21 protein-coding genes and 3 tRNA genes are annotated in these 22,854 nt (G+C 72.3%); 21 read left to right on the top strand and 3 right to left on the bottom strand.

The window, feature by feature from the left end; genetic code table 11:
• The first annotated feature begins 201 nt into the window (after window positions 1–201).
• From OG715_RS18965 to OG715_RS18930, 8 genes are all read left to right on the top strand, one after another.
• Complete coding sequence (locus tag OG715_RS18965; protein ID WP_266271734.1) at window positions 202–2,196, top strand: APC family permease; 1,995 nt, start codon at window positions 202–204, stop codon at window positions 2,194–2,196.
• A 153-nt stretch (window positions 2,197–2,349) separates the two neighbouring features.
• Complete coding sequence (locus OG715_RS18960) at window positions 2,350–2,544, top strand: hypothetical protein (protein WP_093861677.1); 195 nt, start codon at window positions 2,350–2,352, stop codon at window positions 2,542–2,544.
• Complete coding sequence (kdpF, locus tag OG715_RS18955) at window positions 2,541–2,630, top strand: K(+)-transporting ATPase subunit F (RefSeq protein ID WP_043470777.1); 90 nt, start codon at window positions 2,541–2,543, stop codon at window positions 2,628–2,630. Before OG715_RS18960 ends, kdpF begins: the two co-directional genes overlap by 4 nt.
• Before the next feature lies 1 nt (window position 2,631).
• On the top strand, window positions 2,632–4,293 hold the full coding sequence (gene kdpA, locus OG715_RS18950) for a potassium-transporting ATPase subunit KdpA (protein WP_266269964.1): 1,662 nt from the start codon (window positions 2,632–2,634) through the stop codon (window positions 4,291–4,293).
• A complete protein-coding gene (gene kdpB / locus OG715_RS18945; protein ID WP_327064151.1) occupies window positions 4,293–6,431 on the top strand; it encodes a potassium-transporting ATPase subunit KdpB in 2,139 nt (712 codons plus the stop codon). Before kdpA ends, kdpB begins: the two co-directional genes overlap by 1 nt.
• Before the next feature lie 19 nt (window positions 6,432–6,450).
• Complete coding sequence (kdpC, locus tag OG715_RS18940; RefSeq protein ID WP_266269961.1) at window positions 6,451–7,074, top strand: potassium-transporting ATPase subunit KdpC; 624 nt, start codon at window positions 6,451–6,453, stop codon at window positions 7,072–7,074.
• Between the two features lie 131 nt (window positions 7,075–7,205).
• Window positions 7,206–9,887, top strand: coding sequence for a sensor histidine kinase (locus tag OG715_RS18935; RefSeq protein ID WP_266269960.1), 2,682 nt, complete (start codon window positions 7,206–7,208; stop codon window positions 9,885–9,887).
• Window positions 9,884–10,564 (top strand): response regulator, encoded by a 681-nt coding sequence (locus OG715_RS18930; protein WP_266269958.1) that lies wholly within the window; start codon window positions 9,884–9,886, stop codon window positions 10,562–10,564. The genes OG715_RS18935 and OG715_RS18930 overlap by 4 nt, the downstream gene beginning before the upstream one ends.
• Window positions 10,565–10,856: 292 nt before the next feature.
• On the opposite strand, the gene OG715_RS18925 is transcribed toward OG715_RS18930, so the two are convergent.
• The gene (locus OG715_RS18925; protein WP_266269957.1) at window positions 10,857–12,128 is read right to left on the bottom strand and encodes an amidohydrolase family protein; all 1,272 of its coding nucleotides are present in this window, start codon (window positions 12,126–12,128) and stop codon (window positions 10,857–10,859) included.
• Window positions 12,129–12,367: 239 nt separating this feature from the next.
• Here OG715_RS18925 and OG715_RS18920 point away from each other — a divergent pair.
• From OG715_RS18920 to OG715_RS18895, 6 genes are all read left to right on the top strand, one after another.
• A tRNA-Thr gene (locus OG715_RS18920) sits at window positions 12,368–12,440 on the top strand.
• A 43-nt stretch (window positions 12,441–12,483) separates the two neighbouring features.
• Window positions 12,484–12,556 (top strand) — tRNA-Met (locus OG715_RS18915).
• Between the two features lie 83 nt (window positions 12,557–12,639).
• Entirely contained in the window at window positions 12,640–12,804 is a 165-nt protein-coding gene (gene rpmG / locus OG715_RS18910) for a 50S ribosomal protein L33 (protein ID WP_006604855.1), read from the top strand.
• A 128-nt stretch (window positions 12,805–12,932) separates the two neighbouring features.
• The gene (locus tag OG715_RS18905) at window positions 12,933–13,394 is read left to right on the top strand and encodes a MaoC family dehydratase N-terminal domain-containing protein (protein WP_093861683.1); all 462 of its coding nucleotides are present in this window, start codon (window positions 12,933–12,935) and stop codon (window positions 13,392–13,394) included.
• 5 nt (window positions 13,395–13,399) lie between these two features.
• Complete coding sequence (locus tag OG715_RS18900; protein ID WP_030393244.1) at window positions 13,400–13,822, top strand: MaoC family dehydratase; 423 nt, start codon at window positions 13,400–13,402, stop codon at window positions 13,820–13,822.
• Window positions 13,823–13,925: 103 nt separating this feature from the next.
• Window positions 13,926–14,969 carry a UDP-N-acetylmuramate dehydrogenase gene (locus OG715_RS18895; protein ID WP_266271733.1) on the top strand — a complete coding sequence of 348 codons (1,044 nt, stop codon included), beginning with the start codon at window positions 13,926–13,928 and terminating at the stop codon, window positions 14,967–14,969.
• Between the two features lie 25 nt (window positions 14,970–14,994).
• On the opposite strand, the gene OG715_RS18890 is transcribed toward OG715_RS18895, so the two are convergent.
• The gene (locus OG715_RS18890) at window positions 14,995–16,023 is read right to left on the bottom strand and encodes an adenosine deaminase (RefSeq protein WP_266269956.1); all 1,029 of its coding nucleotides are present in this window, start codon (window positions 16,021–16,023) and stop codon (window positions 14,995–14,997) included.
• Between the two features lie 131 nt (window positions 16,024–16,154).
• The gene (locus OG715_RS18885) at window positions 16,155–17,399 is read right to left on the bottom strand and encodes a pyridoxal phosphate-dependent aminotransferase (RefSeq protein ID WP_266269954.1); all 1,245 of its coding nucleotides are present in this window, start codon (window positions 17,397–17,399) and stop codon (window positions 16,155–16,157) included.
• 259 nt (window positions 17,400–17,658) lie between these two features.
• On the opposite strand from OG715_RS18885, the gene OG715_RS18880 reads away from it, so the two are divergent.
• From OG715_RS18880 to OG715_RS18850, 7 genes are all read left to right on the top strand, one after another.
• Window positions 17,659–17,731 (top strand) — tRNA-Trp (locus OG715_RS18880).
• Window positions 17,732–17,878: 147 nt separating this feature from the next.
• Window positions 17,879–18,211, top strand: coding sequence for a preprotein translocase subunit SecE (secE, locus tag OG715_RS18875; RefSeq protein ID WP_266269953.1), 333 nt, complete (start codon window positions 17,879–17,881; stop codon window positions 18,209–18,211).
• A 211-nt stretch (window positions 18,212–18,422) separates the two neighbouring features.
• Window positions 18,423–19,349, top strand: a complete 927-nt coding sequence (nusG, locus tag OG715_RS18870; protein ID WP_407660996.1) for a transcription termination/antitermination protein NusG — start codon at window positions 18,423–18,425, stop codon at window positions 19,347–19,349.
• Between the two features lie 165 nt (window positions 19,350–19,514).
• Window positions 19,515–19,949 carry a 50S ribosomal protein L11 gene (gene rplK, locus OG715_RS18865; protein WP_266269952.1) on the top strand — a complete coding sequence of 145 codons (435 nt, stop codon included), beginning with the start codon at window positions 19,515–19,517 and terminating at the stop codon, window positions 19,947–19,949.
• A 76-nt stretch (window positions 19,950–20,025) separates the two neighbouring features.
• The gene (rplA, locus tag OG715_RS18860) at window positions 20,026–20,748 is read left to right on the top strand and encodes a 50S ribosomal protein L1 (protein ID WP_266269951.1); all 723 of its coding nucleotides are present in this window, start codon (window positions 20,026–20,028) and stop codon (window positions 20,746–20,748) included.
• Between the two features lie 182 nt (window positions 20,749–20,930).
• Entirely contained in the window at window positions 20,931–21,758 is an 828-nt protein-coding gene (locus OG715_RS18855; protein WP_266269950.1) for a hypothetical protein, read from the top strand.
• A gap of 143 nt (window positions 21,759–21,901) precedes the next feature.
• Window positions 21,902–22,780 (top strand): hypothetical protein, encoded by an 879-nt coding sequence (locus OG715_RS18850; RefSeq protein ID WP_266269949.1) that lies wholly within the window; start codon window positions 21,902–21,904, stop codon window positions 22,778–22,780.
• Window positions 22,781–22,854: the final 74 nt, after the last annotated feature.

Raw genomic sequence — 22,854 nt, 5'->3', positions numbered from 1 at the left:
GGCAGCCCCCGAAATGCCCCCGCCCCGCCCGGAACGCCCCACCCATAGCGGCTTCTACCTGCGGAAACACCCCGCCGCTCGGGCGTGCCGGGCGTCCCGCGCACGCCACGACGGCCCATTGCGCGCCCGGTGTGCGCCCTTACGCTCGCCCATGTGTTCAACCTGCCCCAGGCGCTCAAGCGCCTAGTGATCGGCCGGGCCATGCGCAGCGAGGAGCTCGGCGAAACGCTGCTCCCCAAGCGCCTGGCCCTGCCGATCTTCGCCTCCGACCCGCTCTCCTCGGTCGCCTACGCGACCCAGGAGATCCTGCTGGTGCTCACCGTCGGTGGCGCCGCCTTCCTCAACCTGACCCCGTGGGTCGCGGCCGGCGTGGTCGCGCTGATGGCGGTCGTGGTGATGTCCTACCGCCAGGTGGTGCACGCCTACCCCAGCGGGGGCGGCTCCTACGAGGTGGTGTCGCGCAACCTGGGTGCCAACTCGGGCCTGGTGGTGGCCGCCTCGCTGCTGGTCGACTACGTGATGACGGTCGCCGTCTCGGTGGCCTCCGGCGTGGACAACATCATCTCCGCGCTGCCCTCGCTGGCGGACCACCGGGTGGAGCTGGCGGTCGGCTTCGTCGTCCTGCTGATGGCGGTGAACCTGCGCGGTGTCCGGGAGTCCGGCAAGGCCTTCGCCGCGCCGACCTACCTGTTCATCGGCGGCATCCTGCTGATGGTGGTCACCGGGCTGGTCCGGGTGGCGCTCGGCGACGCCCCGGTGGCGGCCAGCGCCGCGTACGGGATCGTGCCGGAGGACGGCAAGGACACCCTGGCCGGGCTGGGGCTGCTGATGCTGGGCCTGCGCGCTTTCGCCTCCGGCTGCACGGCGCTGACCGGTGTGGAGGCGATCTCCAACGGCGTGCCGGCGTTCCGGGCGCCGAAGTCGAGGAACGCCGCCGCGACGATGGCCGTGATGGGCACCACGGCCGTGGTGATGTTCATCGGCATCACCGCGCTGGCACTGGTCTCCAAGGTCCACATCGCCGACAACGCCTGCCACCTCACCGGCTTCCCCGGGGACTGCGCGACCGCGCCGCAGCAGACCGTGATCGCCCAGCTGGCGGCGGCGATCCTCGGCGGGGACGGCAGTGTCCTCTTCTACTTCATCCAGGCGGTCACCGCGCTGGTGCTGATCCTGGCGGCCAACACGGCGTTCAACGGCTTCCCGCTGCTGGCCTCGATCCTGGCCGAGCACCGCTACCTGCCCCGGCAGATGCACACCCGCGGTGACCGGCTGGCCTTCTCCAACGGCATCATCGCGCTCGCGGTGGTGGCCGGCGGCCTGCTCTGGCTGTACGACGCCGACGTCACCAGCCTGATCCACCTCTACATCCTGGGCGTCTTCACCTCCTTCACGCTGTCGCAGATCGGCATGGTGAAGCACTGGAACCGGGCCCTGGCCACCGAGACCGATCCGGCGGTGCGGGGCGCCGCCCAGCGGTCCCGGGTGATCAACTTCTTCGGCGCGGTCACCACCGCGCTGGTGCTGGTGATCGTGCTGCTGACCAAGTTCACCCAGGGCGCCTGGCTGGCCGTGGTCGCGGCGGCGGTGCTGTGGGTGATGATGCGCGGCATCCGCCGGCACTACGACGGCGTCGCCGAGGAACTGGCGGTGGACGACCCGGAGGCCGAGTCGGCGCGGCCGTCCCGGGTGCACGGCATCGTGCTGGTCTCCAAGGTGCACAAGCCCACCCTGCGGGCGATCGGCTACGCGCAGGCGTTCGCGGCGGACTCGCTGGAGGCGCTCACGGTCGCGGTCGAGCCGGACGCCACCGGGGAGCTGGAGCGCCGCTGGGAGGAACTGGCCCTGCCGGTGCCGCTCAAGGTGCTGGACTCGCCGTACCGGGAGATCACCAAGCCGGTGGTCCAGTACGTGCGGGACCACCGGCGGACCAGCCCGCGGGACGCGGTGGCGGTGTTCATCCCGGAGTACGTGGTCGGGCACTGGTGGGAGCACCTGCTGCACAACCAGTCGGCGCTCTGGCTGAAGAGCCGGCTGCTGTTCACCCCGGGGGTGATGGTGATCAGCGTGCCGTGGCAGCTGACCTCCTCCAACCGGGCGAACCGGCCCTCGGGGCGGGCCCCGGGCGCGGTCCGGCGCGGTGAGCCGGCGGTGCGGCGCGAGCGGGAGAAGTTGCAGGCCCCCGAACACGCGTAGGCACCGAAGGACGAGGTACGAGGCCCCGGACAGCACCCCGCTGACCGGGGCCCCGCCATGTCCGGAGCGGGCCCGGTCACAGCCCGGACAAGCCCCCGTATGGAGCCCGTCAACAATCGAACGGGCGCCGTATGGAGAGCGTCAAGAACGCCGTTGACGCTCCGTGAGCGCGGTTGGCTGGGCCTTGCCGGCCTCTCCGCCGGCGCGCCGTGCCGGCACCTGAACGCGGGCCGCGGCCACCTCCGAACCACCGTGGTGGAGTCCATGTCCGATCTCATCTACGTCGTCGTCACGGTCGCCGTGTTCGGCGTCATCGCCCTGATCGCGCGGGGGGTGGAGAAGCTGTGAGCGCGGAGAACATCGCAGGTCTCATCGTGGCCGTGGCCCTCGTCGGCTACCTCGTTCTCGCGCTGATCTACCCGGAGAAGTTCTGACATGAGTTCGACTCTCGCGGGCTGGCTGCAGGTCCTCGCCCTGGTGGGCGCGCTGGCCCTGTGCTACCGCCCCCTGGGCGACTACATCGCCCACACCCTCACTTCGAAGAAGCACCTGAGAGCCGAGAAGGCGCTGTACAAGGTGATCGGCGTGGACGCCGACGCCGACCAGCGCTGGCCGGTCTACCTGCGTTCGGTGCTGGCGTTCTCGGCGGTGTCCGTCCTCTTCCTCTACACCCTGATCCGGGTGCAGCAGTGGCTTCCGCTGGGGCTGGGCGTCGAGCAGATGCCGGGCCACCAGGCGTGGAACACCGCGATCTCCTTCGTGGCCAACACCAACTGGCAGTCCTACAGCGGTGAGGCCGCGATGGGGCACCTGGCCCAGATGGCCGGTCTGGCGGTGCAGAACTTCGTCTCCGCGGCCGTCGGCATCGCGGTGGTCGCCACCCTGATCCGGGGCTTCACCCGCAACCGCACCGACCGGCTGGGCAACTTCTGGGTGGACCTCACCCGGGTCAGCGTCCGGTTGCTGCTGCCGGTCGCGATCGTGTTCGCGCTGGCCCTGGTGGCCACGGGCGTGGTGCAGAACTTCCACGGCTTCCACGAGGTGGCCACGCTGGCGGGCGACCCGCAGTCGGTCCCGGGCGGGGCGGTGGCCTCGCAGGAGGTCATCAAGCTGCTGGGCACCAACGGCGGCGGCTTCTACAACGCCAACTCGGCGCACCCGTTCGAGAACCCGACCGGGCTGAGCAACTTCCTGGAGATCTTCCTCATCCTGGTGATCCCGTTCGCGCTGCCGCGGGCGTTCGGCCGGATGGTCGGCGACAACCGCCAGGGCTACGCGATCGTCTCGGTGATGGGCCTGTTCTGGGTCGCCTCGGTGGCGCTGATGACCCTGGCCGAGTCGCAGCACGCGGGCTCCGCGCTGCAGTCGGCGGGCGGGGCGATGGAGGGCAAGGAGCAGCGGTTCGGCATCGCGGCGTCCAGCCTGTTCGCGGCCTCGACCACGCTGACCTCGACCGGTGCGGTGAACTCCTTCCACGACTCGTACACCGCGTTCGGCGGCGGGCTGACGATGTTCAACATGATGCTGGGCGAGATCGCGCCCGGCGGTGTGGGCTCGGGCCTGTACGGGATGCTGGTGCTGGCGATCGTCGCGGTCTTCGTGGCCGGTCTGATGGTCGGACGCACCCCGGAGTACCTGGGCAAGAAGCTGGGCGGGCGGGAGATGAAGTTCGCCTCCCTCTACATCCTGACCACGCCGACGCTGGTGCTGGTCGGCACCGGTGTCGCGATGGCGCTGCCGGGTCAGCGGGCCGGGATGCTGAACTCGGGTGCCCACGGCTTCTCCGAGGTGCTGTACGCGTTCACCTCGGGCGCCAACAACAACGGTTCGGCGTTCGCCGGCATCACGGTGAACACGGACTGGTACGACACCGCGATCGGGCTGGCGATGGTGTTCGGCCGGTTCCTGCCGATGGTCTTCGTCCTGGCCCTGGCCGGCGCGCTCGCCCAGCAGCAGCCGGTCCCCGCCACCCCGGGCACCCTGCCCACCCACAAGCCGCTGTTCGTGGGCCTGCTGTCGGGCGTCGTCCTGATCGTCGTCGGCCTCACCTACTTCCCGGCCCTGGCTCTCGGGCCGATCGCGGAAGGTCTCTCCTGATGTCGTCCACCATGACCGAAGAATCCGAGCGGGCCGGGAAGCCGGCCCCGCAGCCGGAGACGTCGTCCGCCGAGGCGCCGCACAGAGTGTCCGGCGGCCTGCTGGACCCGAAGCTGATCGTGGCGTCCCTGCCGGACGCCGTGAAGAAGCTCGACCCCCGGGTGATGGTCAAGAACCCGGTGATGTTCGTGGTCGAGGTCGGCTCGGTCGTCACCACGGTCGCCGCGATAGCCGACCCCAGCGTGTTCGCCTGGTCGATCACGGTGTGGCTCTGGCTGACCACGGTCTTCGCCAACCTGGCCGAGGCCGTCGCCGAGGGCCGGGGCAAGGCGCAGGCGGACACCCTGCGCCGGACCAAGACCGACACCATGGCCCGCCGCCTCACCGACTGGCCGCGCTCGCGGGCCGAGGAGGAGGTCGCCGGTACCGCGCTCGCGCTCGGTGACCACGTGGTGGTCGAGGCCGGCCAGATCATCCCCGGTGACGGCGACGTCGTCGAGGGCGTGGCCTCCGTCGACGAGTCGGCGATCACGGGCGAGTCCGCGCCGGTGATCCGGGAGTCCGGCGGCGACCGCTCGGCCGTGACCGGCGGCACCAAGGTGCTGTCGGACCGGATCGTGGTGAAGATCGCCTCGGAGCCCGGCAAGTCCTTCATCGACCGGATGATCGCCCTGGTCGAGGGCGCCGCCCGGCAGAAGACGCCGAACGAGATCGCGCTCAACATCCTGCTGGCCTCGCTGACCATCGTCTTCCTGGTGGCGGTCGTCACCCTGCAGCCGATGGCCACCTACGCCGGTGCCCCGCAGTCGATGATCGTGCTGGTCGCGCTGATCGTGGCGCTGATCCCGACCACCATCGGCGCGCTGCTCTCGGCGATCGGCATCGCCGGCATGGACCGGCTGGTCCAGCGCAATGTGCTGGCGATGTCCGGCCGCGCTGTCGAGGCGGCGGGCGACGTCAACACCCTGCTGCTCGACAAGACCGGCACCATCACCCTCGGCAACCGCCAGGCCGCCGAGTTCCGGCCGGCCGAGGGCGTGGGCATCGGGGACCTCGCGGACGCGGCGCAGCTGTCCTCTCTGGCGGACGAGACGCCGGAGGGCCGCTCGATCGTCGTCCTCGCCAAGACGGAGTACGGCCTGCGGGCCCGTGCCCAGGGCGAGTTGGAGCACGCCACCTGGGTGCCGTTCACCGCCCAGACCCGGATGTCGGGCGTCGACCTCGACGAGGACGAGGGTGTGCTCCAGGTCCGCAAGGGTGCGGCGGGCTCGGTCGCCAACTGGGTCACCGAGAACGGCGGAACGGTCGGCAAGGACGTCTCCGCCCTGGTCGACGGCATCTCCGAGGCCGGTGGCACCCCGCTGGTCGTCGCCACCAGGACCGGTGACGCGCCGGCCCGGATCCTCGGTGTGATCCACCTCAAGGACGTGGTCAAGGAGGGCATGCGGGAGCGGTTCGACGAGCTGCGCCGGATGGGCATCAGGACCGTCATGATCACCGGCGACAACCCGCTGACCGCCCGGGCGATCGCGGAGGAGGCGGGCGTGGACGACTTCCTCGCCGAGGCCACCCCCGAGGACAAGATGGCCCTGATCAAGAAGGAGCAGGCCGGCGGCAAGCTGGTCGCGATGACCGGCGACGGCACCAACGACGCCCCCGCCCTCGCCCAGGCCGACGTCGGTGTCGCGATGAACACCGGGACCATGGCGGCCAAGGAGGCCGGCAACATGGTCGACCTGGACTCCAACCCCACCAAGCTGATCGAGATCGTCGAGATCGGCAAGCAGCTCCTGATCACCCGCGGCGCGCTCACCACCTTCTCCATCGCCAACGACGTCGCCAAGTACTTCGCGATCATCCCGGCGATGTTCGCGGCGGTCTACCCGGGCCTGGACAAGCTCAACATCATGCAGCTGCACAGCCCCCAGTCCGCGATCACCTCGGCCATCATTTTCAATGCCCTGGTCATCGTCGGCCTGATCCCGCTGGCCCTGCGCGGGGTGAAGTACCGCCCCTCCGACGCCAGTTCCCTGCTGCGTCGCAACATCGGCCTCTACGGCCTCGGCGGCCTGGTCGTCCCGTTCGTCGGCATCAAGCTGATCGACCTGGTCGTCCAGTTCGTCCCCGGCCTCAACTAGCAAGAGAGGAGAACGCATCATGTCCAAGCCCCTGCCCACCGCCGTGCGCACCCACCTCACCGCGCTGCGCGCCCTGCTGGTCCTGACGGTGCTCCTCGGCATCGCCTACCCGCTGCTGGTCACCGGCATCTCCCAACTGGCCTTCGCCGACAAGGCGAACGGCTCGATCGTCAAGGTCGACGGCAAGGAGGCCGGCTCGAGCCTGCTGGGCCAGAACTTCAACCTCCCCAAGCAGAACCCGGACGACCCGGACGAGGCCCCCCGCCCCGACCCGCAGTGGTTCCAGCCCCGCCCGGGCGCCTACGACCCCAAGGCCTCCGGCGCCTCCAACCTGGGCCCCAACAGCGAGGACCTCGCCAAGAACATCGAGGACCGCCGCCAGGCCGTCGCCGCGTTCGACGGCGTCGACCCGGCGAGCGTCCCGGTGGACGCCCTCACCGCCTCCGGCTCCGGCCTGGACCCGCACATCTCCACCGCCTACGCCCAGGAGCAGGTCGAGCGGGTCGCCAAGGCCCGCAACCTGCCGGTGGACACCGTCCGCAAGCTGGTCGACAAGAACACCGACGGCCGCCCGCTCGGCTTCCTCGGGCAGCCGGGCGTCAACGTCGTCCTGCTCAACAAGGCGCTGGTGGAACAGAAGTGACGACAGATCGGCCGATCGGCTGAGACGGGCCGGTCCGGTCCGGGGCGAGTGCCCCGGGCCGGGCCGGCCCGCCGTCCGTCCCCCGTACGACCCGTCCCCCGTACGACGCAGAAGACGAAAGAGCAGCGCCCATGGCCCGCGACCTCACCCCCGGCACCGGCCACCGACGCGGTCGGCTGAGGGTGTACCTCGGTTCCGCTCCCGGTGTCGGCAAGACCTATCGGATGCTGGACGAGGCCCGGCGCAGACAGGACCGGGGCGCGGACGTCGTCGTCGGCTGGATCGAGTGCCACGGGCGCCGCCACACCGAGGCGATGCTCGACGGCCTGGAGGTCGTGCCGGGCGTCCACCGCGCCTACCGGGACACCGACTTCGAGGAGATGGACCTCGACGCGGTGCTGCGGCGGAAGCCCACGGTGGTCCTGGTGGACGAACTGGCGCACACCAACGTCCCCGGCGGCCGGCACGGCAAGCGCTGGCAGGACGTCGAGGAGCTGCTGGACGCCGGGATCGACGTCATCACCACGGTCAACATCCAGCACCTGGAATCGCTGAACGACGTCGTCCAGAAGATCACCGGCATCCCCCAGCGCGAGACCGTCCCGGACGAGGTGGTGCGCCGGGCCGACCAGATCGAACTCGTCGACATGGCCCCCCAGGCGCTGCGCCGCCGGATGGCCCACGGCAACGTCTACAAGGCGGAGAAGGTGGACGCGGCGCTCTCGAACTACTTCCGGGTCGGCAACCTCACCGCCCTGCGCGAGCTCGCCCTGCTCTGGGTGGCCGGGCGGGTCGACGAGGGCCTGCGCGACTACCGGGCCAGCCACAACATCGACCGGGTCTGGGAGACCCGCGAACGCGTCGTGGTGGCCCTCACCGGCGGCCCCGAGGGCGAGACCCTGGTCAGACGCGCCGCCCGCATCGCGGACCGGACGGCGGGCGGGGACCTGCTCGCCGTCCACGTCACCCGCAGCGACGGCCTGGCCGGCGCCTCCTCCGGCGCCCTCGCCCAGCAGCGGCAGCTTGTCGAGAGCCTCGGCGGCAGCTACCACGTGGTCGTCGGCGACGACATCCCCACCTCGCTGCTCGCCTTCGCCCGCGCCCACGACGCCACCCAGCTCGTCCTCGGCACCAGCCGCCGCGGGCGTGTCACCCGCTTCCTCACCGGCCCCGGCATCGGCGAGACCACGGTGGACGCCTCCGAGGACATCGACGTCCACATGGTCACCCACGAGTTCACCGGCCGGGGCCGGCTGCCCGCCCTCGGCCGGCGTCACTCCCGGCGGCGCACCGTCGCCGGCTTCCTGGCCGGCCTGATCGTGCCCTCGTTGCTGACCCTGGTCCTGTCCCAGTTCCACGACGCCGTCAACCTCACCACCGATGCCCTGATCTTCCAGCTCGGCGTCGTCGTGGTCGCCCTGCTCGGCGGCGCCACCTCGGCCCTGCTGGCCTCACTGGTCGCCTCGGTGCTGCTCAACTACTTCTTCATCCCGCCCGTCCACGCCTTCACCATCGGCGAGACCAACAACATCATCGCCCTGGTGGTCTTCGCGGCCGTCGCGCTGACCGTCTCCACCGTGGTCGACCACGCGACCCGCCTCACCGCCCGCGCCGCGCGCGCCACCGCCGAGGCCGAGACCCTCTCCACCCTGGCCGGCAGCGTCCTGCGCGGCGCCGACGCCCTGCCCGCCCTGCTGGAGAAGTCCCGCACCGCCTTCGGCATGAGCTCGGTGGCCCTGCTGGGCCGCACCGGCGGCGAGGTGCTCGCCTCCTGCGACACCGCCGCCGAGGCGAAGGACGCCGTAACGAAGGGCACCGGGACGAAGGGCACCGAGGCCGAGGACGCGGGCAGCGGCGCCGACGCCCCCGTCACCACCGAGGTCCCCGTCGGCGCCGACGCCGTCCTCGTCCTCACCGGCCGCCGGCTGCCCGCCGCCGACCAGCGCGTCCTCACCGCCTTCGCCGCCCACGTCGCCGCCGCCCTGGAACGCGACCGCCTCGCCGTCGTCGCCGCCGAGGTCGAACCCATCAAGGCCGCCGACCGGATGCGCACCGCCCTGCTCGCCGCCGTCAGCCACGACCTGCGCACCCCGCTCGCCGCCGCCCTCGCCTCGGTCGGCTCGCTGCGCAGCCCCGACGTCGAGTTCTCCCCCGAGGACCAGGCCGAACTCCTCGCCACCGCCGACGAGTCCCTCGTCAAACTCACCCGTCTGGTGGACAACCTGCTCGACATGAGCCGCCTCCAGGCCGGCGCGCTCACCCTCCACCTCGCCGAGACCCACCTCGACGAGATCCTGCCCCGCGCCCTCGACTCGCTCGCCGACCCGTACGCGCCCGTCCAGCCGCTCGACCTGGAGACCGTCCCGCCGGTGCTCGCCGACCCGCCACTGCTGGAACGCGTCCTCGCCAACGTCATCACCAACGCCCTGCGGTACAACGCCCCCGGCGCACCGGTCCTGGTCGCCGCCAGCCACCACGCCGGACGGGTCGAACTGCGGGTGATCGACCGCGGCCCCGGCATCGCCCCCGAGGACCGCGACCGGGTCTTCCTGCCCTTCCAGCGCCTCGGCGACACCGACAACACCACCGGCGTCGGCCTCGGCCTGGCCCTCTCCCGCGGCCTCGCCGAAGCCATGGACGGCAGCCTGGAGGTCGAGGACACCCCCGGCGGCGGCACCACCATGCTGCTCACCCTGCCCGCCGCCCCGGCCCGGCCGCTGCCCGCCGGTCCCCTGCCCGCCGTCCCGGTACCCGCCGGTCCCGTGCGCACCGGTCCCGGGCCCGCCCAGCACCCCGGGGAGGCCCCCGTATGAGCGAGATCCTGGTCGTCGACGACGAGCCGGCGCTGCTGCGCACCCTGCGGATCAACCTCGGCGCCCGGCAGTACGCCGTCCGCACCGCCGCCACCGGCGGCGAGGCCCTGGCCCGCGCCGCCAGGACCGCCCCCGACGCCGTCCTGCTCGACCTCGGCCTGCCCGACCTCGACGGCATGGACGTCATCCGCGGCCTGCGCAGCCGCAGCGCGGTGCCGATCATCGTGCTCTCCGGCCGGACCGACGCCGCCGACCGGATCGGCGCGCTGGACGCCGGCGCCGACGACTACCTCACCAAGCCGTTCCTGATGGACGAACTGCTGGCCCGGCTGCGCGCCGTGCTGCGCCGCCCGCCGGTCACCGTCGGCCCCGCGGCGCCCGTCCCGGTGATCGGCGACCACACCGTGGACCTCGCCGCCACCACCGTGACCGGGCCGGACGGCCCGGTGCGGCTCACCCCGACCGAGTGGCGGATCCTGTCCCTGCTGCTGGCCCACCCGGGCCGGCTGGTGCCCGGCCGGCGGATCCTGCGCGAGGTCTGGGGCCCGGCCCACGAGGAGCGGGGCAACTACCTGCGGGTCTACCTGGCCGGCCTGCGGCGGAAGCTGGAGCGCGATCCGGCCCGGCCGCGCCATCTGATCACCGAGCCGGGGATCGGCTACCGCTACGAGCCCTGAACGAACCCCGAACGGACCCGGGCCGCCGAGGAGCGTCAACGGCACGTCAGGAGCGGTGGCCCCGGCGCCAACAGGGCGTCAAGAACGGCCGGAGCGGCCGTCCGGGGGCATAGCGTCGGTGGTGAGGAAGCGGCCCCGCTCCGTGGGGGATGCCTGGGGCCGCTCCGCCGCTCCGGCGGCCACCCGGGTGGGGGAGGGGCGCGCGATGCCGGCATCGCGCGCCCCGATCACCCGTCCGGCGGACGCCCGGCCGGGCCGCGGCCCGGCACTCCCCGGCGCCGCCCGGTTGGCTTCAGCCCCCGTCCGTGCCGTCCGACTGCCGGGGCAGCGCCAGCGCCACCGTGTCGGCGAACTCCCGTACCGCGCTGGTCCGGCTGACGACCCGCCCGCTGTGCACCACCAGCCGGCTGTGCCCGCCCGCCAGCGCCCCGGACAGGCTGTCCCCGCGCACCGCCAGCAGCTCCGCCGGGAAGCCGGCGTCCACCCGCACCGGCGCCAGCCCGAGCGCCAGCCGCGCCTGGTTGGAGACCGCGTCGTACGCCGCGTCGGGGTCCAGCACCCCGGCCGCCGCCAGCAGGTACGCGGCCTCCAGCGGGTCGGCCCGACCGACCGGGTTGGCGCCGTCGCGCAGCGAGCCGCTGCCGGCCGCCAGCGGCACCCGGGCCTTCAGCAGGTCCCGCAGCGGCGCGGGCCGCAGCCCGCCCGCCGGGCCCTCCAGCCCCGAACAGCCGCCGTTCTGCGGCAGGCAGACCACCCTGACCCCGCTGTTGGCCAGCACCGTCGCGGCGCCCGGCGCGAGCGATCCGCAGGGGCCGACCACCACCCGGGGCCGCAGCGGGGCGAGCGCCCCGGCCAGCCGGGCCAGCTGCAACGGATCGGCCGCCGTGGTGTGCAGGTCCACCGGACAGTCCGCCTCCCGGGCGGCCTCCAGCAGCAGTTGGACGTAGCCGGCCGGGTCCGGGTCCAGCTCGGGGCAGCCGCCGGCGGCGGTGGCGCCCAGCTTGAGCGCCTCCCGCAGCTGGGCCCGGCCGTCCGCCCCGGCCCGGCCGGTGAGCAGCCGGGGCATCGCGACGGCCTGGAGGTCGGCGAGGCCGCGCAGCGCCTGCTGGGAGGTGAGGACCGCCTCCAGCCGGCGCAGCCCGTGCACGTCGCCGATCCGGACGTGGGTGCGCTGGGCGGTGGCGCCGTAGCCGAGCGAGGTCAGGGCGGCCTCGGTGACCCGCCGGGTGAGCTCGGCGGGGGTCTCCGGCGGCGGGGTGGGCAGCGCGGCGGAGTAGGCGACGTCGTAGTGCGCGTGCGCCTCGGCCGGGGCCGGCAGCAGCAGATAGCCGCGCAGGTCGATCTTGGCCCCGGTGGTGACGGTGGGGCCGCCGGGCACGGCCGGCAGGGGGCCCAGGCCGCCCGCGGTGCCGACGGCCTGGATCCGGTCGCCGCTGATCCGTACGTCCACCACCCGGCCGTCCGCCAGCCTGGCCCCGGTGAGCAGCAGGACGGGCCCGTGCCCGAGCGGGTTGGCGGCCGGTCCGGGTCCGGGGTGCGGTCCGTCGGCGGCTGCGCTGTCCATCGCCCGGCTCCTTCTGGCGTCCGGTTCCTGCTCGGGTCAATGAGCGACGAGCCTACGGCGGGCGGACCCGGGGCGCCGGGAGGCGGGCAATAGTCGTATCGGCTCGGGGCGCGCCGCCGGGGGGCGGGTCGAACGCCGGACCTTCGATCGCTCGCCCGTGCGCCCCGCCGACCTGCGGACTTCGCCGCGGGATACGGATTTCACCTCTGGGCGCGGAACGTGTAATCTCTTCCTCGTTCGCCCCTATAGCTCAGTCGGTAGAGCGTCTCCATGGTAAGGAGAAGGTCTGCGGTTCGATTCCGCATGGGGGCTCTGGTGAGAAGGAGTCGGCTTCGGCTGTGCTCCGGATCACTGTGGCGGTGTAGCTCAGTTGGTAGAGCAAGCGGCTCATAATCGCTGTGTCACCGGTTCAAGTCCGGTCACCGCTACCCCGCGTAGTCGGTCGGGGGATCATCTCCCGGTCGGCTACTGTTGTCTGTGTTCTTATTCATTGTCCAAGGAAGGCACTCCCGTGGCTGCCACCGATGTCCGCCCGAAGATCACGCTGGCCTGCGTGGAGTGCAAGGAGCGGAACTACATCACCAAGAAGAACCGGCGTAACGACCCGGACCGTCTTGAGATGAAGAAGCACTGCCCCCGCTGCAACTCGCACACCGCGCACCGCGAGACCCGCTGACCCTCTTGCAGGGCGACGGGCCTGTGTAACCAGGTCTACGACTCCGGGCCGCATCCCTCACTGGGGGGTGCGGCCCGGAGTCTTTTGTGTTCGAACCGTCTGTCCGCCGCGTTTCCTAGGAGCTGCCGATGGCACTCGACCCTTCCTTCATCGGGCGGACCTATCCGCCCACCGAGCCCTACGAGGTCGGCCGGGAGAAGATCCGCGAGTTCGCCGTCGCCGTGGGTGACGCCAATCCCGTGTACCGCGACCCGGAGGCGGCCAAGGCTCTCGGCCACCCGGACGTGATCGCGCCGCCGACCTTCCCGATCGTGCTCACCATGCGGGCCTCCGGCCAGGTGGTCCAGGACCCGGAGCTGGGCCTCGACTACAGCCGGGTCGTGCACGGCGACCAGAAGTTCAGCTACACCCGCCCGGTGCGGGCCGGCGACCGGCTGACCGTCTCGGTCACCGTCGACAACATCAAGTCGCTGGCCGGCAACGACGTGCTCACCGTGCGCGGCGAGGTGGCGGACGAGTCCGGCGAGCACGTGGTGACGTCGGTCATGACCCTGGTGGCCCGGGCCGCCGACGAGAAGGCGGGGGAGTGATCCCGATGGCGATCGGATACGACGAGGTCGAGGTCGGCACCGAGCTGCCGGCGCAGTCCTTCCCGGTGACCCGGGCCGCGCTGGTGCAGTACGCGGGCGCCTCCGGCGACTTCAACCCGATCCACTGGAACGAGAAGTTCGCGCTGGAGGTCGGCCTGCCCGACGTCATCGCGCACGGCATGTTCACCATGGCCGAGGCGGTCCGGGTGGTGACCGACTGGGTCGGCGACCCGGCCGCGGTGGTCGAGTACGGCGTCCGGTTCGTCCGTCCGGTGCCGGTGCCCAACGACGGCACCGGCTCGGTGGTGGAGGTCACCGGCAAGGTGGCCAAGCTGCTCGACGACCGCAGGGTCCAGGTCGACCTGCTGGCGACCTACCAGGGCCAGAAGGTGCTCGGCATGGCCAAGGCGGTCGTCCGGCTCGGCTGAGCCCGCGCCCCTTCCCGCCCCGCACCCCGGGGCACCCCGCCCGCTCCGGCCCGGCCCCGCCCCGGGTCGGGCGGGGGCGGGCTCCCCGTACCCTGGGGGCGTGCTGGAAGAACTCGACGCCCCCCTCGCCCCGCTGACCACCCTGCGGCTCGGCGGCCCGGCCCGCCGCCTGGTGACCGCGCACACCGACGACGAGGTGGTCGCCGCCGTCCGCGCCGCGGACGCGGCGGGGCAGCCGCTGCTGGTGCTCGGCGGCGGCTCCAACCTGGTGATCGGCGACGCCGGCTTCGCCGGCACGGTCCTGCGGATCGCCACCACCGGCTTCGCCCTGGACGGCACCGTGCTGGAGCTGGCGGCCGGCGAGGTCTGGGCCGACGCGGTGGTCCGCGCGGTCGGGGCCGGACTGGCCGGGATCGAGTTCCTGGCCGGCATCCCCGGCTCGGCCGGTGCCACCCCGGTGCAGAACGTCGGCGCCTACGGCCAGGAGGTCGCGCAGACGATCACCGAGGTGGTCGCCTACGACCGCCGCGCCGACGAGCTGGTCACCCTCTCCAACGCCGAGTGCGCGTTCTCCTACCGGCACAGCCGCTTCAAGGCGGACCCCGAGCGCCATGTGGTGCTGCGGGTCCGCTTCGGACTGGAGGACGCCGCCGGGCTCTCCACCCCGGTCCGCTACGCCGAGGTCGCCAAGCACTTCGGGGTGGCCCAGGACGAGCGGGTCGACCTGCGGGAGGCGCACGCGGCCGTGCTCGGGCTGCGGGCCGGCAAGGGCATGGTGCTGGACCCGGCGGACCACGACACCTGGTCGGCGGGCTCCTTCTTCACCAACCCGGTGCTGGGCCCCGAGCAGTACGCGGCCTTCCTGGCGCTGGCCGCCGAGCGCGAGCTGACCGCCCCCGCCTACCCGGCGCCGGACGGGCACACCAAGACCTCGGCCGCCTGGCTGATCGACCGGGCCGGCTTCGGCAAGGGCTACGGGAGCGGTCCGGCGACCCTCTCCACCAAGCACACCCTGGCGCTCACCAACCGCGGCGCGGCCACCACCGAGGACCTCCTCGCGCTCGCCCGGGAGATCCGGGACGGGGTGCGGGAGGCCTTCGGGGTGGAACTGGTGAACGAGCCGGTGATGGTCGGCGTCAGCCTCTGAGCCGCCCGGCGCCGCTGCCCGGCCCTCAGGCCGTCAGCCAGGCGTCGATGTCCGCCAGCAGTTCCTTTCGCACGCTGTCCGGCGCGACCGAGCCGCGCACCGACTGCCGGGCCAGCTCGGCCAGCTCGGGGTCGGAGAAGCCCAGCACGTCGCGGGCCAGCCCGTACTGGTCGGCGAGCCTGGCCCCGAACAGCAGCGGGTCGTCGGCGCCGAGCGCCAGCGGCACCCCGGCGTCGAACAGCCGGCGCAGCGGGACGTCCTCCGGACGCTCGTAGACGCCCAGCGAGACGTTCGAGGACGGGCAGACCTCGCAGGTCACCTGGCGGTCGGCCAGCCGCTGCATCAGCCGCTCGTCCTCGGCGGCCCGCACACCGTGGCCGATCCGGCCGGCGCCGAGGTCGTCCAGGCAGTCCCGGACGGACTCCGGGCCGGCCAGCTCGCCGCCGTGCGGGGCGGCCAGCAGCCCGCCCCGGCGGGCGATGTCGAAGGCCCGGTCGAAGTCGCGGGCCAGGCCGCGCCGCTCGTCGTTGGACAGGCCGAAGCCGACCACGCCCCGGTCGGTGTAGCGGACGGCGAGCCGGGCCAGGGTCCTGGCGTCCATCGGGGACTTCATCCGGTTGGCCGCGACCAGGACCCTGATGCCGACCCCGGTGGCGGCGGCGGCCTGCTCCACCGCGTCCAGGATGAGTTCCAGGGCCGGGATCAGTCCGCCCAGCCGGGGCGCGTAGGAGGTCGGGTCGACCTGGATCTCCAGCCAGCGGGAGCCGTCCCGCCGCTCGTCCTCGGCGGTCTCCAGGACCAGCCGGCGGATGTCCTCCTCGTCGCGGAGGACCGAGCGGGCGGTGTCGTAGAGGCGCTGGAACCGGAACCAGCCGCGTTCGTCGGTGGCCCGCAGCCGGGGCGTCTCACCGGAGCTGAGCGCCTCCGGCAGCCGGACCCGGTGCTTCTCGGCCAGTTCCAGCAGGGTGGCCGGGCGCATCGAGCCGGTGAAGTGCAGGTGCAGGTGGGCCTTCGGGAGGTCCCTGACGTCTCGCGGGTTCAGCAGGCGTTCCATTCACGAATCCTGCCGTATCGGGACCCCCTACGGGAACCGCCCTCTTTCCGGCCCCCGAAGGGGTGAAAAGAGGGCGGTCCGGTCAAGCGGTGTTGACGTCACGCCCGGGGCGCGTCGTCGGACCCGAGGGTTCAGCGGGCCTCGGCCAGCAGCTTCTGGATCCGGCCGACACCCTCGGCGAGGTCGGCGTCGCCCAGGGCGTAGGAGAGCCGCAGGTAGCCGGGGGTGCCGAAGGCCTCGCCGGGAACGACCGCGACCTCGACCTCGTCCAGGATCAGCGAGGCCAGCTCGGCGGAGGTCTGCGGACGCTGCCCGCGGATCTCCTTGCCCAGCAGCGCCTTGACCGACGGGTACACGTAGAAGGCGCCCTCGGGCTCGGGGCAGAGCACGCCGTCGATCTCGTTGAGCATCCGGACGATGGTGCGGCGGCGCCGGTCGAAGGCGGTGCGCATCTCGTGGACGGCGGAGAGGTCGCCGGCGACGGCGGCCAGGGCGGCGCGCTGGGCCACGTTGGAGACGTTCGAGGTGGCGTGCGACTGCAGGTTGGTCGCGGCCTTGATCACGTCCTTGGGGCCGATCACCCAGCCCACCCGCCAGCCGGTCATCGCATAGGTCTTGGCGACACCGTTGACCACGACGGTCTTGTCCGCGAGCTCCGGCAGCAGGGCCGGCAGCGAGACGAACTCCGCGTCGCCGTAGACCAGGTGCTCGTAGATCTCGTCGGTGAGCACCCACAGCCCGTGCTCCAGGGCCCAGCGGCCGATCGCCTCGGCCTCGGCCCGGGTGTACACCGCGCCGGTCGGGTTGGACGGCGAGACGAAGAGCACCACCTTGGTGTTCTCGGTGCGGGCGGCCTCCAACTGCTCGACCGAGACCTTGTAGCCGGTGGTCTCGTCGGTCACGACCTCCACCGGCACACCGCCGGTCAGCTGGATCGACTCCGGGTAGGTGGTCCAGTACGGCGCCGGGACGATGACCTCGTCACCCGGGTCGAGGATCGCCGCGAACGCCTCGTAGATCGCCTGCTTGCCGCCGTTGGTCACCAGCACCTGGGAGGCGTCCACCGCGTAGCCGGAGTCGCGCAGCGTCTTGGCCGCGATCGCCTCCTTGAGCTCCGGCAGGCCGCCGGCCGGGGTGTAGCGGTGGTTCCTCGGGTCGCGGCAGGCCTCGACGGCCGCCTCGACGATGTAGTCCGGGGTGGGGAAGTCCGGCTCGCCGGCGCCGAAGCCGATGACGGGCCGGCCGGCCGCCTTGAGGGCCTTGGCCTTGGCGTCCACGGCGAGGGTGGCGGACTCGGCGATCGCGCCGATCCGGGCGGAGACGCGGCGGTCGGCGGGACGGACGGAACGGTCGGGCTGCGGGGTGGAAGCGCTCATGCCTGCATCGTCGCAGACCGCACACCGCCCGGGCATGGCGGTTTCACGATATGTACGGGACCGTCCGGATGGCGGCCGGGTGGGGCCTCTGTGACGGCCCGAAAAGAAGAGGTTCGACCAAACGCCCTTCCACCCCGTACACTCACTGATCGACGGCCACCGAACGAACCGGAGCCTCCACCGCCGCACCGGAAACGGTGCGGGAATCGGCGGAAGATACGGTAGGTTGGTCGTCACTACTGGGGCCGCGAGGTTCCGTAGGGCAATAGCTCAATTGGTAGAGCACCGGTCTCCAAAACCGGCGGTTGGGGGTTCAAGTCCCTCTTGCCCTGCTGCTTGATCCGTACTCAGCCCGTTCGCTCCACAGAGCGAGCGGGCTTGATGCGGAGAGGGCGCCGATCAGCACCGCTAGCCGGCCGCTCGTGCCTCTTCGGGTACGCAGTCGACGCTCGGCAGGACCCGGATTCAGGTGAGGACGAGTGACGGAGACCACGGGCTCCACCGCAACGCCTGAGAGCGGCAACCCCGAGGGGGCCGACGGCGCTGCCGAGACCACCCCTGCGGAGGGTGATTCGCGCCGCAAGCGCTCTGGCGAGAAGAAGTCCGGCAAGCGGGCCAAGAAGGGCGTCTTCGCCCGTCTCGCCCTCTTCTACCGGCAGATCATCGCCGAGCTGCGCAAGGTCGTCTGGCCCAGCCGCAACCAGCTGGTGAGCTACACCTCGGTCGTGGTCGTGTTCGTCGTGGTCGTGATGGCGTTCGTCTCCGGCCTCGACTACGGCTTCTCCAAGGCCGCCCTCTGGATCTTCGGCTGACCAAGCCGTTCCACCTGTGCGTACAACCTCCCGACCCGGGCCGGTCCTCGGCCCGGGTCGAGCTGTCTGCGTCGGAGGTACGGGGCCGCTACCGTTGACTCGGTACTGTTGAAGTCTTCGAGGCGAACTTCCGGCGACCGCGTGAGCGGAGCGGAGTCGGAACGTCGCGGAGCGTGCCACCTTCACCATCTCCAGGAAAGAAGCAGCCACCGTGTCTGAGTCCCCCCTGTACGACGCCGACGAGACCGTCCTCGAGGCGGATGTCGCCGCCGAGGACGCGGCCGAGCTGGCTGACGCCGTCGAGTCCGACGAGCAGCAGATCGTGGACGCGGTCGACGCCGACGAGGACGAGGTCGAGGCGGACGACGAGGCCGAGGCCGGCGAGCCGGCCGAGGAGGTCGCGCTGCACGTGGAGACCGAGGAGGAGCTCGTCGAGGACGCCGCCGACGAGAGCACCGAGGACGACGAGGACGAGGCCGTCGCCGAGGAGACCGAGGACGCCGAGGAGGCCGCCGAGGAGGAGGCCGTCGAGGTCGACCCGGTCGCCAAGTTCCGCGAGGACCTCCGGTTCATGCCGGGCGAGTGGTACGTGATCCACACCTACGCCGGCTACGAGAACCGGGTGAAGCAGAACCTCGAGCAGCGCGCGGTCTCCCTCAACGTCGAGGAGTACATCTTCCAGGCCGAGGTGCCGCAGGAGGAGGTCGTCCAGATCAAGAACGGCGACCGCAAGACCATCCGCCAGAACAAGCTCCCCGGCTACGTCCTGGTGCGCATGGACCTCACCCCGGAGTCCTGGGGCGTCGTGCGCAACACCCCCGGTGTCACCGGCTTCGTCGGCAACGCCTACGACCCGTACCCGCTGACCCTGGACGAGGTCGTCAAGATGCTCGCCCCCGACGTCGAGCGCCAGGCGGCCAAGGAGGCCGGCAAGCCCTCGCCGGTCAAGCCCAGCGAGATCCAGGTCCTCGACTTCGAGGTCGGCGACTCGGTCACCGTCACCGACGGTCCGTTCGCGACCCTGCAGGCGACCATCAACGAGATCAACCCCGACTCGAAGAAGGTCAAGGGCCTGGTCGAGATCTTCGGCCGGGAGACCCCGGTCGAGCTCTCCTTCGACCAGATCCAGAAGAACTAGTCCCACAGTCTTCGGATTCGGGGCGGGCCCTCGGGGCCCGCCCCGAATCCGTTTTGTTCCAGCGACGCCTAGGCGTTAGCCTGGTCCGATGTGTGTGCTGGCGACCGGGTGTCGCCCCGTGTCCGCACACACCAGCAATCACCTCTCGGAAGGACCCGGAGAGACATGCCTCCCAAGAAGAAGAAGGTCACGGGGCTCATCAAGCTCCAGATCAACGCCGGCGCGGCCAACCCGGCGCCGCCGGTCGGCCCCGCGCTGGGTCAGCACGGCGTCAACATCATGGAGTTCTGCAAGGCCTACAACGCTGCGACCGAGTCGCAGCGCGGCATGATCGTGCCGGTGGAGATCACGGTCTACGACGACCGTTCCTTCACCTTCATCACGAAGACGCCGCCGGCCGCGCGCCTCATCCTGAAGGCCGCGGGTGTCGACAAGGGCTCCGCCGAGCCGCACAAGACCAAGGTCGCGAAGCTCACCGCCGCCCAGGTCCGTGAGATCGCCACGACCAAGATGCCCGACCTGAACGCCAACGACCTGGACGCCGCGTCCAAGATCATCGCCGGCACCGCCCGGTCGATGGGCATCACGGTCGAGGGCTGATCACCCTTCTCGTCCCCGTGGTAGGGCCCGCGCAGGCCCGTGACACCACAACTCCATTCACCATTCAGGAGCAGCTATGAAGCGCAGCAAGGCCCTGAAGGCCGCAGACGCCCAGGTCGACCGCGAGCGCCTTTACGCCCCCCTCGAGGCCGTCCGCCTCGCCAAGGCGACCAGCACCAGCAAGTTCGACGGCACCGTCGAGGTCGCCATGCGTCTGGGTGTCGACCCGCGCAAGGCCGACCAGATGGTCCGCAGCACCGTGATCCTCCCGCACGGCACCGGTAAGACCGCTCGGGTCCTGGTCTTCGCGACCGGCGAGCGTGCCGAGGCCGCGCGTGCTGCGGGCGCCGACATCGTCGGTGCCGACGAGCTCATCGACGAGGTCGCCAAGGGCAAGCTGGACTTCGACGCCGTCGTCGCCACCCCGGACCTCATGGGCAAGGTCGGCCGCCTCGGCCGCGTGCTCGGTCCCCGTGGCCTGATGCCGAACCCGAAGACCGGCACCGTCACCCCGGATGTCGCCAAGGCTGTCAACGACATCAAGGGCGGCAAGATCGAGTTCCGCGTCGACAAGCACTCGAACCTGCACTTCATCATCGGGAAGGCCTCCTTCACCGACGAGCAGCTGGTCGAGAACTACGCCGCCGCGCTGGACGAGGTGCTCCGCGCCAAGCCGTCCGCCGCCAAGGGCCGCTACATCAAGAAGACCGCGTTCTCGACCACCATCGGCCCCGGCATCCTGGTGGACCCGAACCGCACCCGTAACCTCCTCACCGAGGAGGACCCGGCCGCGGTCTGATCGCAGCCGACCTTCGTACGGCGGGCCCGTACCCCCTTCACCGGGGGTGCGGGCCCGCCGTCGTTTCCCGATCGATACCCCCTGCCGGGGGAACGGCCGCACGGTCCGTCGTACGCTCGGCCGGTCCGCCCGCGCGTTCCCGGCCGAGGGAGCCCGCCGCCGTCCGACCGCCGGAGTGTGCCGTGCCCGCCCTTCGCCCCGCCGCCAAGGGGGCGGCCCTGCTGCTGCTCGCCGCAGGCCTCACCGCGTGCAGTGTGCTGGCCGTCTCCGGCGACCGCACCCCGATCAGCGACCGGCCCACCGTCCGGCCGCCCCGGCAGGTGCTGCTGTCCGCCTCGCAACGGCTGGACGACGCGGGCGGGGCGAGGATCCAGGCGGTCGAGGAGGGCCCGGCGGGTCGGCGGAGCGCGAGCGGCGCGGTGTCCTGGGGCGCCCACGACTCGGCCGAGCTGACCGTGACCGACGAGCTGGGCACCGGCCGGTTGCGGGGCCGGGACGGCGCCCTGGACCTCGGATACACCGGCGCGGCGCCCCGGACCGCGGACCGGGACCGGGCGGAGTCGCTGGACCCGCGTGCCGTCGCGGGCGGACAGAGCGGCTGGTCCGGCGGCTGGATCACGGGCCTGCTCGCCAATCCGGGCGGGTCGGCGCGGCTGATGGCGCTGGCCGGCAAGCTCACCCCGCTGGGCGGCGAGGAGCTGAACGGCGGGACGGTCGCGCACTACCGGGGCGCCGCGCCGGTGGCGGACTACTTCGGCGCCGAGGAGGGCGTGAGCCCGGCCCGGCTGAACGAGAAGCTCGACTACTACGAGCGGCGCGGGGTCGCCGCCGTCGAGTACGACTTCTGGGTGGCGCCGGGGGACCGGCTGCTGCGGGTGCGGTCCACGGTCAGGGGCGCGTCCGGCGCCGTGGTCACCACCACGGACATCGCCGAGGGCGCCGAGCCGGCCGAGGGCGCCACCGACGCACCCGCCGAGGCTCCCGCCGCGCCGCCGACCCCGGCGGGCTGAACCGGCCGCCGAGGCCCGGTCGGTGCGGCCGAGTGGCGGGGGGTGCCACGGAGCCGCGCGGGACCGGGTGGCAAGGTGGGCGGGAGCGGACGGGCCGGCCTGGGTGGCCGTCCGCCGAGGACGGATCCGACGGGGAGGCCTGGATGGCGGTGCGGCAGCGGCTGGCGGCGGTGGTCGCCGTCGCGGTGCTGGCGGGCGGCCTGAGCGGGTGCGGCGGGGCGGACGGTCCGGCCCCGGGCGGCTCGCCGAGCGAGTCCGGTGCCCCGACGCCCACGCCCAGCAGCGCCTCCCCGACCTGGCCGGCCAAGCCGACCGACCGCTCGCCGCACGGCGTGCTGCTCTCGGCCCAGCTGGCCATGCAGACCGCGCGCCGGGCCAAGGTGAGCTACCGGCTGGGCTCGGACGCCGGCTCCGGCCCGCTGTTCTGGCAGCCGAAGACCGCGCTCCAGGTCAAACGTTCCACCCCGGCGGCGGCCGAGCAACTGATCGTCGTGGACACCGTCGCCTACGAGGGCGGCGACGCGGCCACCGCGGCCCGGCTGGGCGGGCGGCACTGGGAGCGGTTCTCCGGGGCACCGGGACCGGACGGCCACCGGGAGATCCCGTACGCCGGGCTGATCGACCTGCTCAACCCGGTGGTGGCGCTGGCCGCCGCGACCGCCGACGGGACCACGGCCCAGTACGTCGGCGAGGAGAAGTTCGAGGACTCCACGGTGGAGCACTACCGGGTGAGTACCGACGCGGCCCGCTACGCGGCGGCGCAGACCCAGCTGGGCCCGGCCCGCCGGGAGGGGCTGCGGACGGCGCTGGCGCCCGGCGCCTCGGCCTCGCTCACCCTGGACCTCTGGCTGAACGACAAGGACCAGTTGGTCCGGTTGCAGCGGACCGGGGCCGGCGACAGCGGCCGGCTGGACGACTCGGTGCTCTACACCGAGCCCGGCGGCCCGCTCTCGGCGCAGGCCCCGGCCGAGTCGGACACCGTGGACACCGGTACCCGCAGCATCCCGCCCACGGCCCGCTGAGCCGGTCCGGCCGCCCCCGCCAGGGGCGATTTGCCCCGGACGGCGGCGTCCGGCTACTGTGGCGGAAGCCAAAG

The organism is Kitasatospora purpeofusca, assembly GCF_036010405.1.
In the GTDB taxonomy this organism is placed as follows: domain Bacteria; phylum Actinomycetota; class Actinomycetes; order Streptomycetales; family Streptomycetaceae; genus Kitasatospora; species Kitasatospora purpeofusca.
Note: the sequence above shows the minus strand (reverse complement) of the source record. Positions and strands in the feature narration are given on the sequence as shown.

Bases quoted from the DNA above. Each gene is read 5' to 3' on its own strand.
- kdpC (WP_266269961.1), top strand. From the start codon at position 6,451: ATGTCCAAGCCCCTGCCCACCGCCGTGCGCACCCACCTCACCGCGCTG.
- OG715_RS18890 (WP_266269956.1), bottom strand. From the start codon at position 16,023: ATGGAACGCCTGCTGAACCCGCGAGACGTCAGGGACCTCCCGAAGGCC.
- OG715_RS18965 (WP_266271734.1), top strand. From the start codon at position 202: ATGCGCAGCGAGGAGCTCGGCGAAACGCTGCTCCCCAAGCGCCTGGCC.
- OG715_RS18900 (WP_030393244.1), top strand. From the start codon at position 13,400: ATGGCGATCGGATACGACGAGGTCGAGGTCGGCACCGAGCTGCCGGCG.
- OG715_RS18935 (WP_266269960.1), top strand. From the start codon at position 7,206: ATGGCCCGCGACCTCACCCCCGGCACCGGCCACCGACGCGGTCGGCTG.
- rplA (WP_266269951.1), top strand. From the start codon at position 20,026: ATGAAGCGCAGCAAGGCCCTGAAGGCCGCAGACGCCCAGGTCGACCGC.
- rplK (WP_266269952.1), top strand. From the start codon at position 19,515: ATGCCTCCCAAGAAGAAGAAGGTCACGGGGCTCATCAAGCTCCAGATC.
- OG715_RS18905 (WP_093861683.1), top strand. From the start codon at position 12,933: ATGGCACTCGACCCTTCCTTCATCGGGCGGACCTATCCGCCCACCGAG.
- kdpB (WP_327064151.1), top strand. From the start codon at position 4,293: ATGTCGTCCACCATGACCGAAGAATCCGAGCGGGCCGGGAAGCCGGCC.
- OG715_RS18885 (WP_266269954.1), bottom strand. From the start codon at position 17,399: ATGAGCGCTTCCACCCCGCAGCCCGACCGTTCCGTCCGTCCCGCCGAC.
- kdpA (WP_266269964.1), top strand. From the start codon at position 2,632: ATGAGTTCGACTCTCGCGGGCTGGCTGCAGGTCCTCGCCCTGGTGGGC.
- OG715_RS18930 (WP_266269958.1), top strand. From the start codon at position 9,884: ATGAGCGAGATCCTGGTCGTCGACGACGAGCCGGCGCTGCTGCGCACC.
- OG715_RS18850 (WP_266269949.1), top strand. From the start codon at position 21,902: ATGGCGGTGCGGCAGCGGCTGGCGGCGGTGGTCGCCGTCGCGGTGCTG.
- OG715_RS18925 (WP_266269957.1), bottom strand. From the start codon at position 12,128: ATGGACAGCGCAGCCGCCGACGGACCGCACCCCGGACCCGGACCGGCC.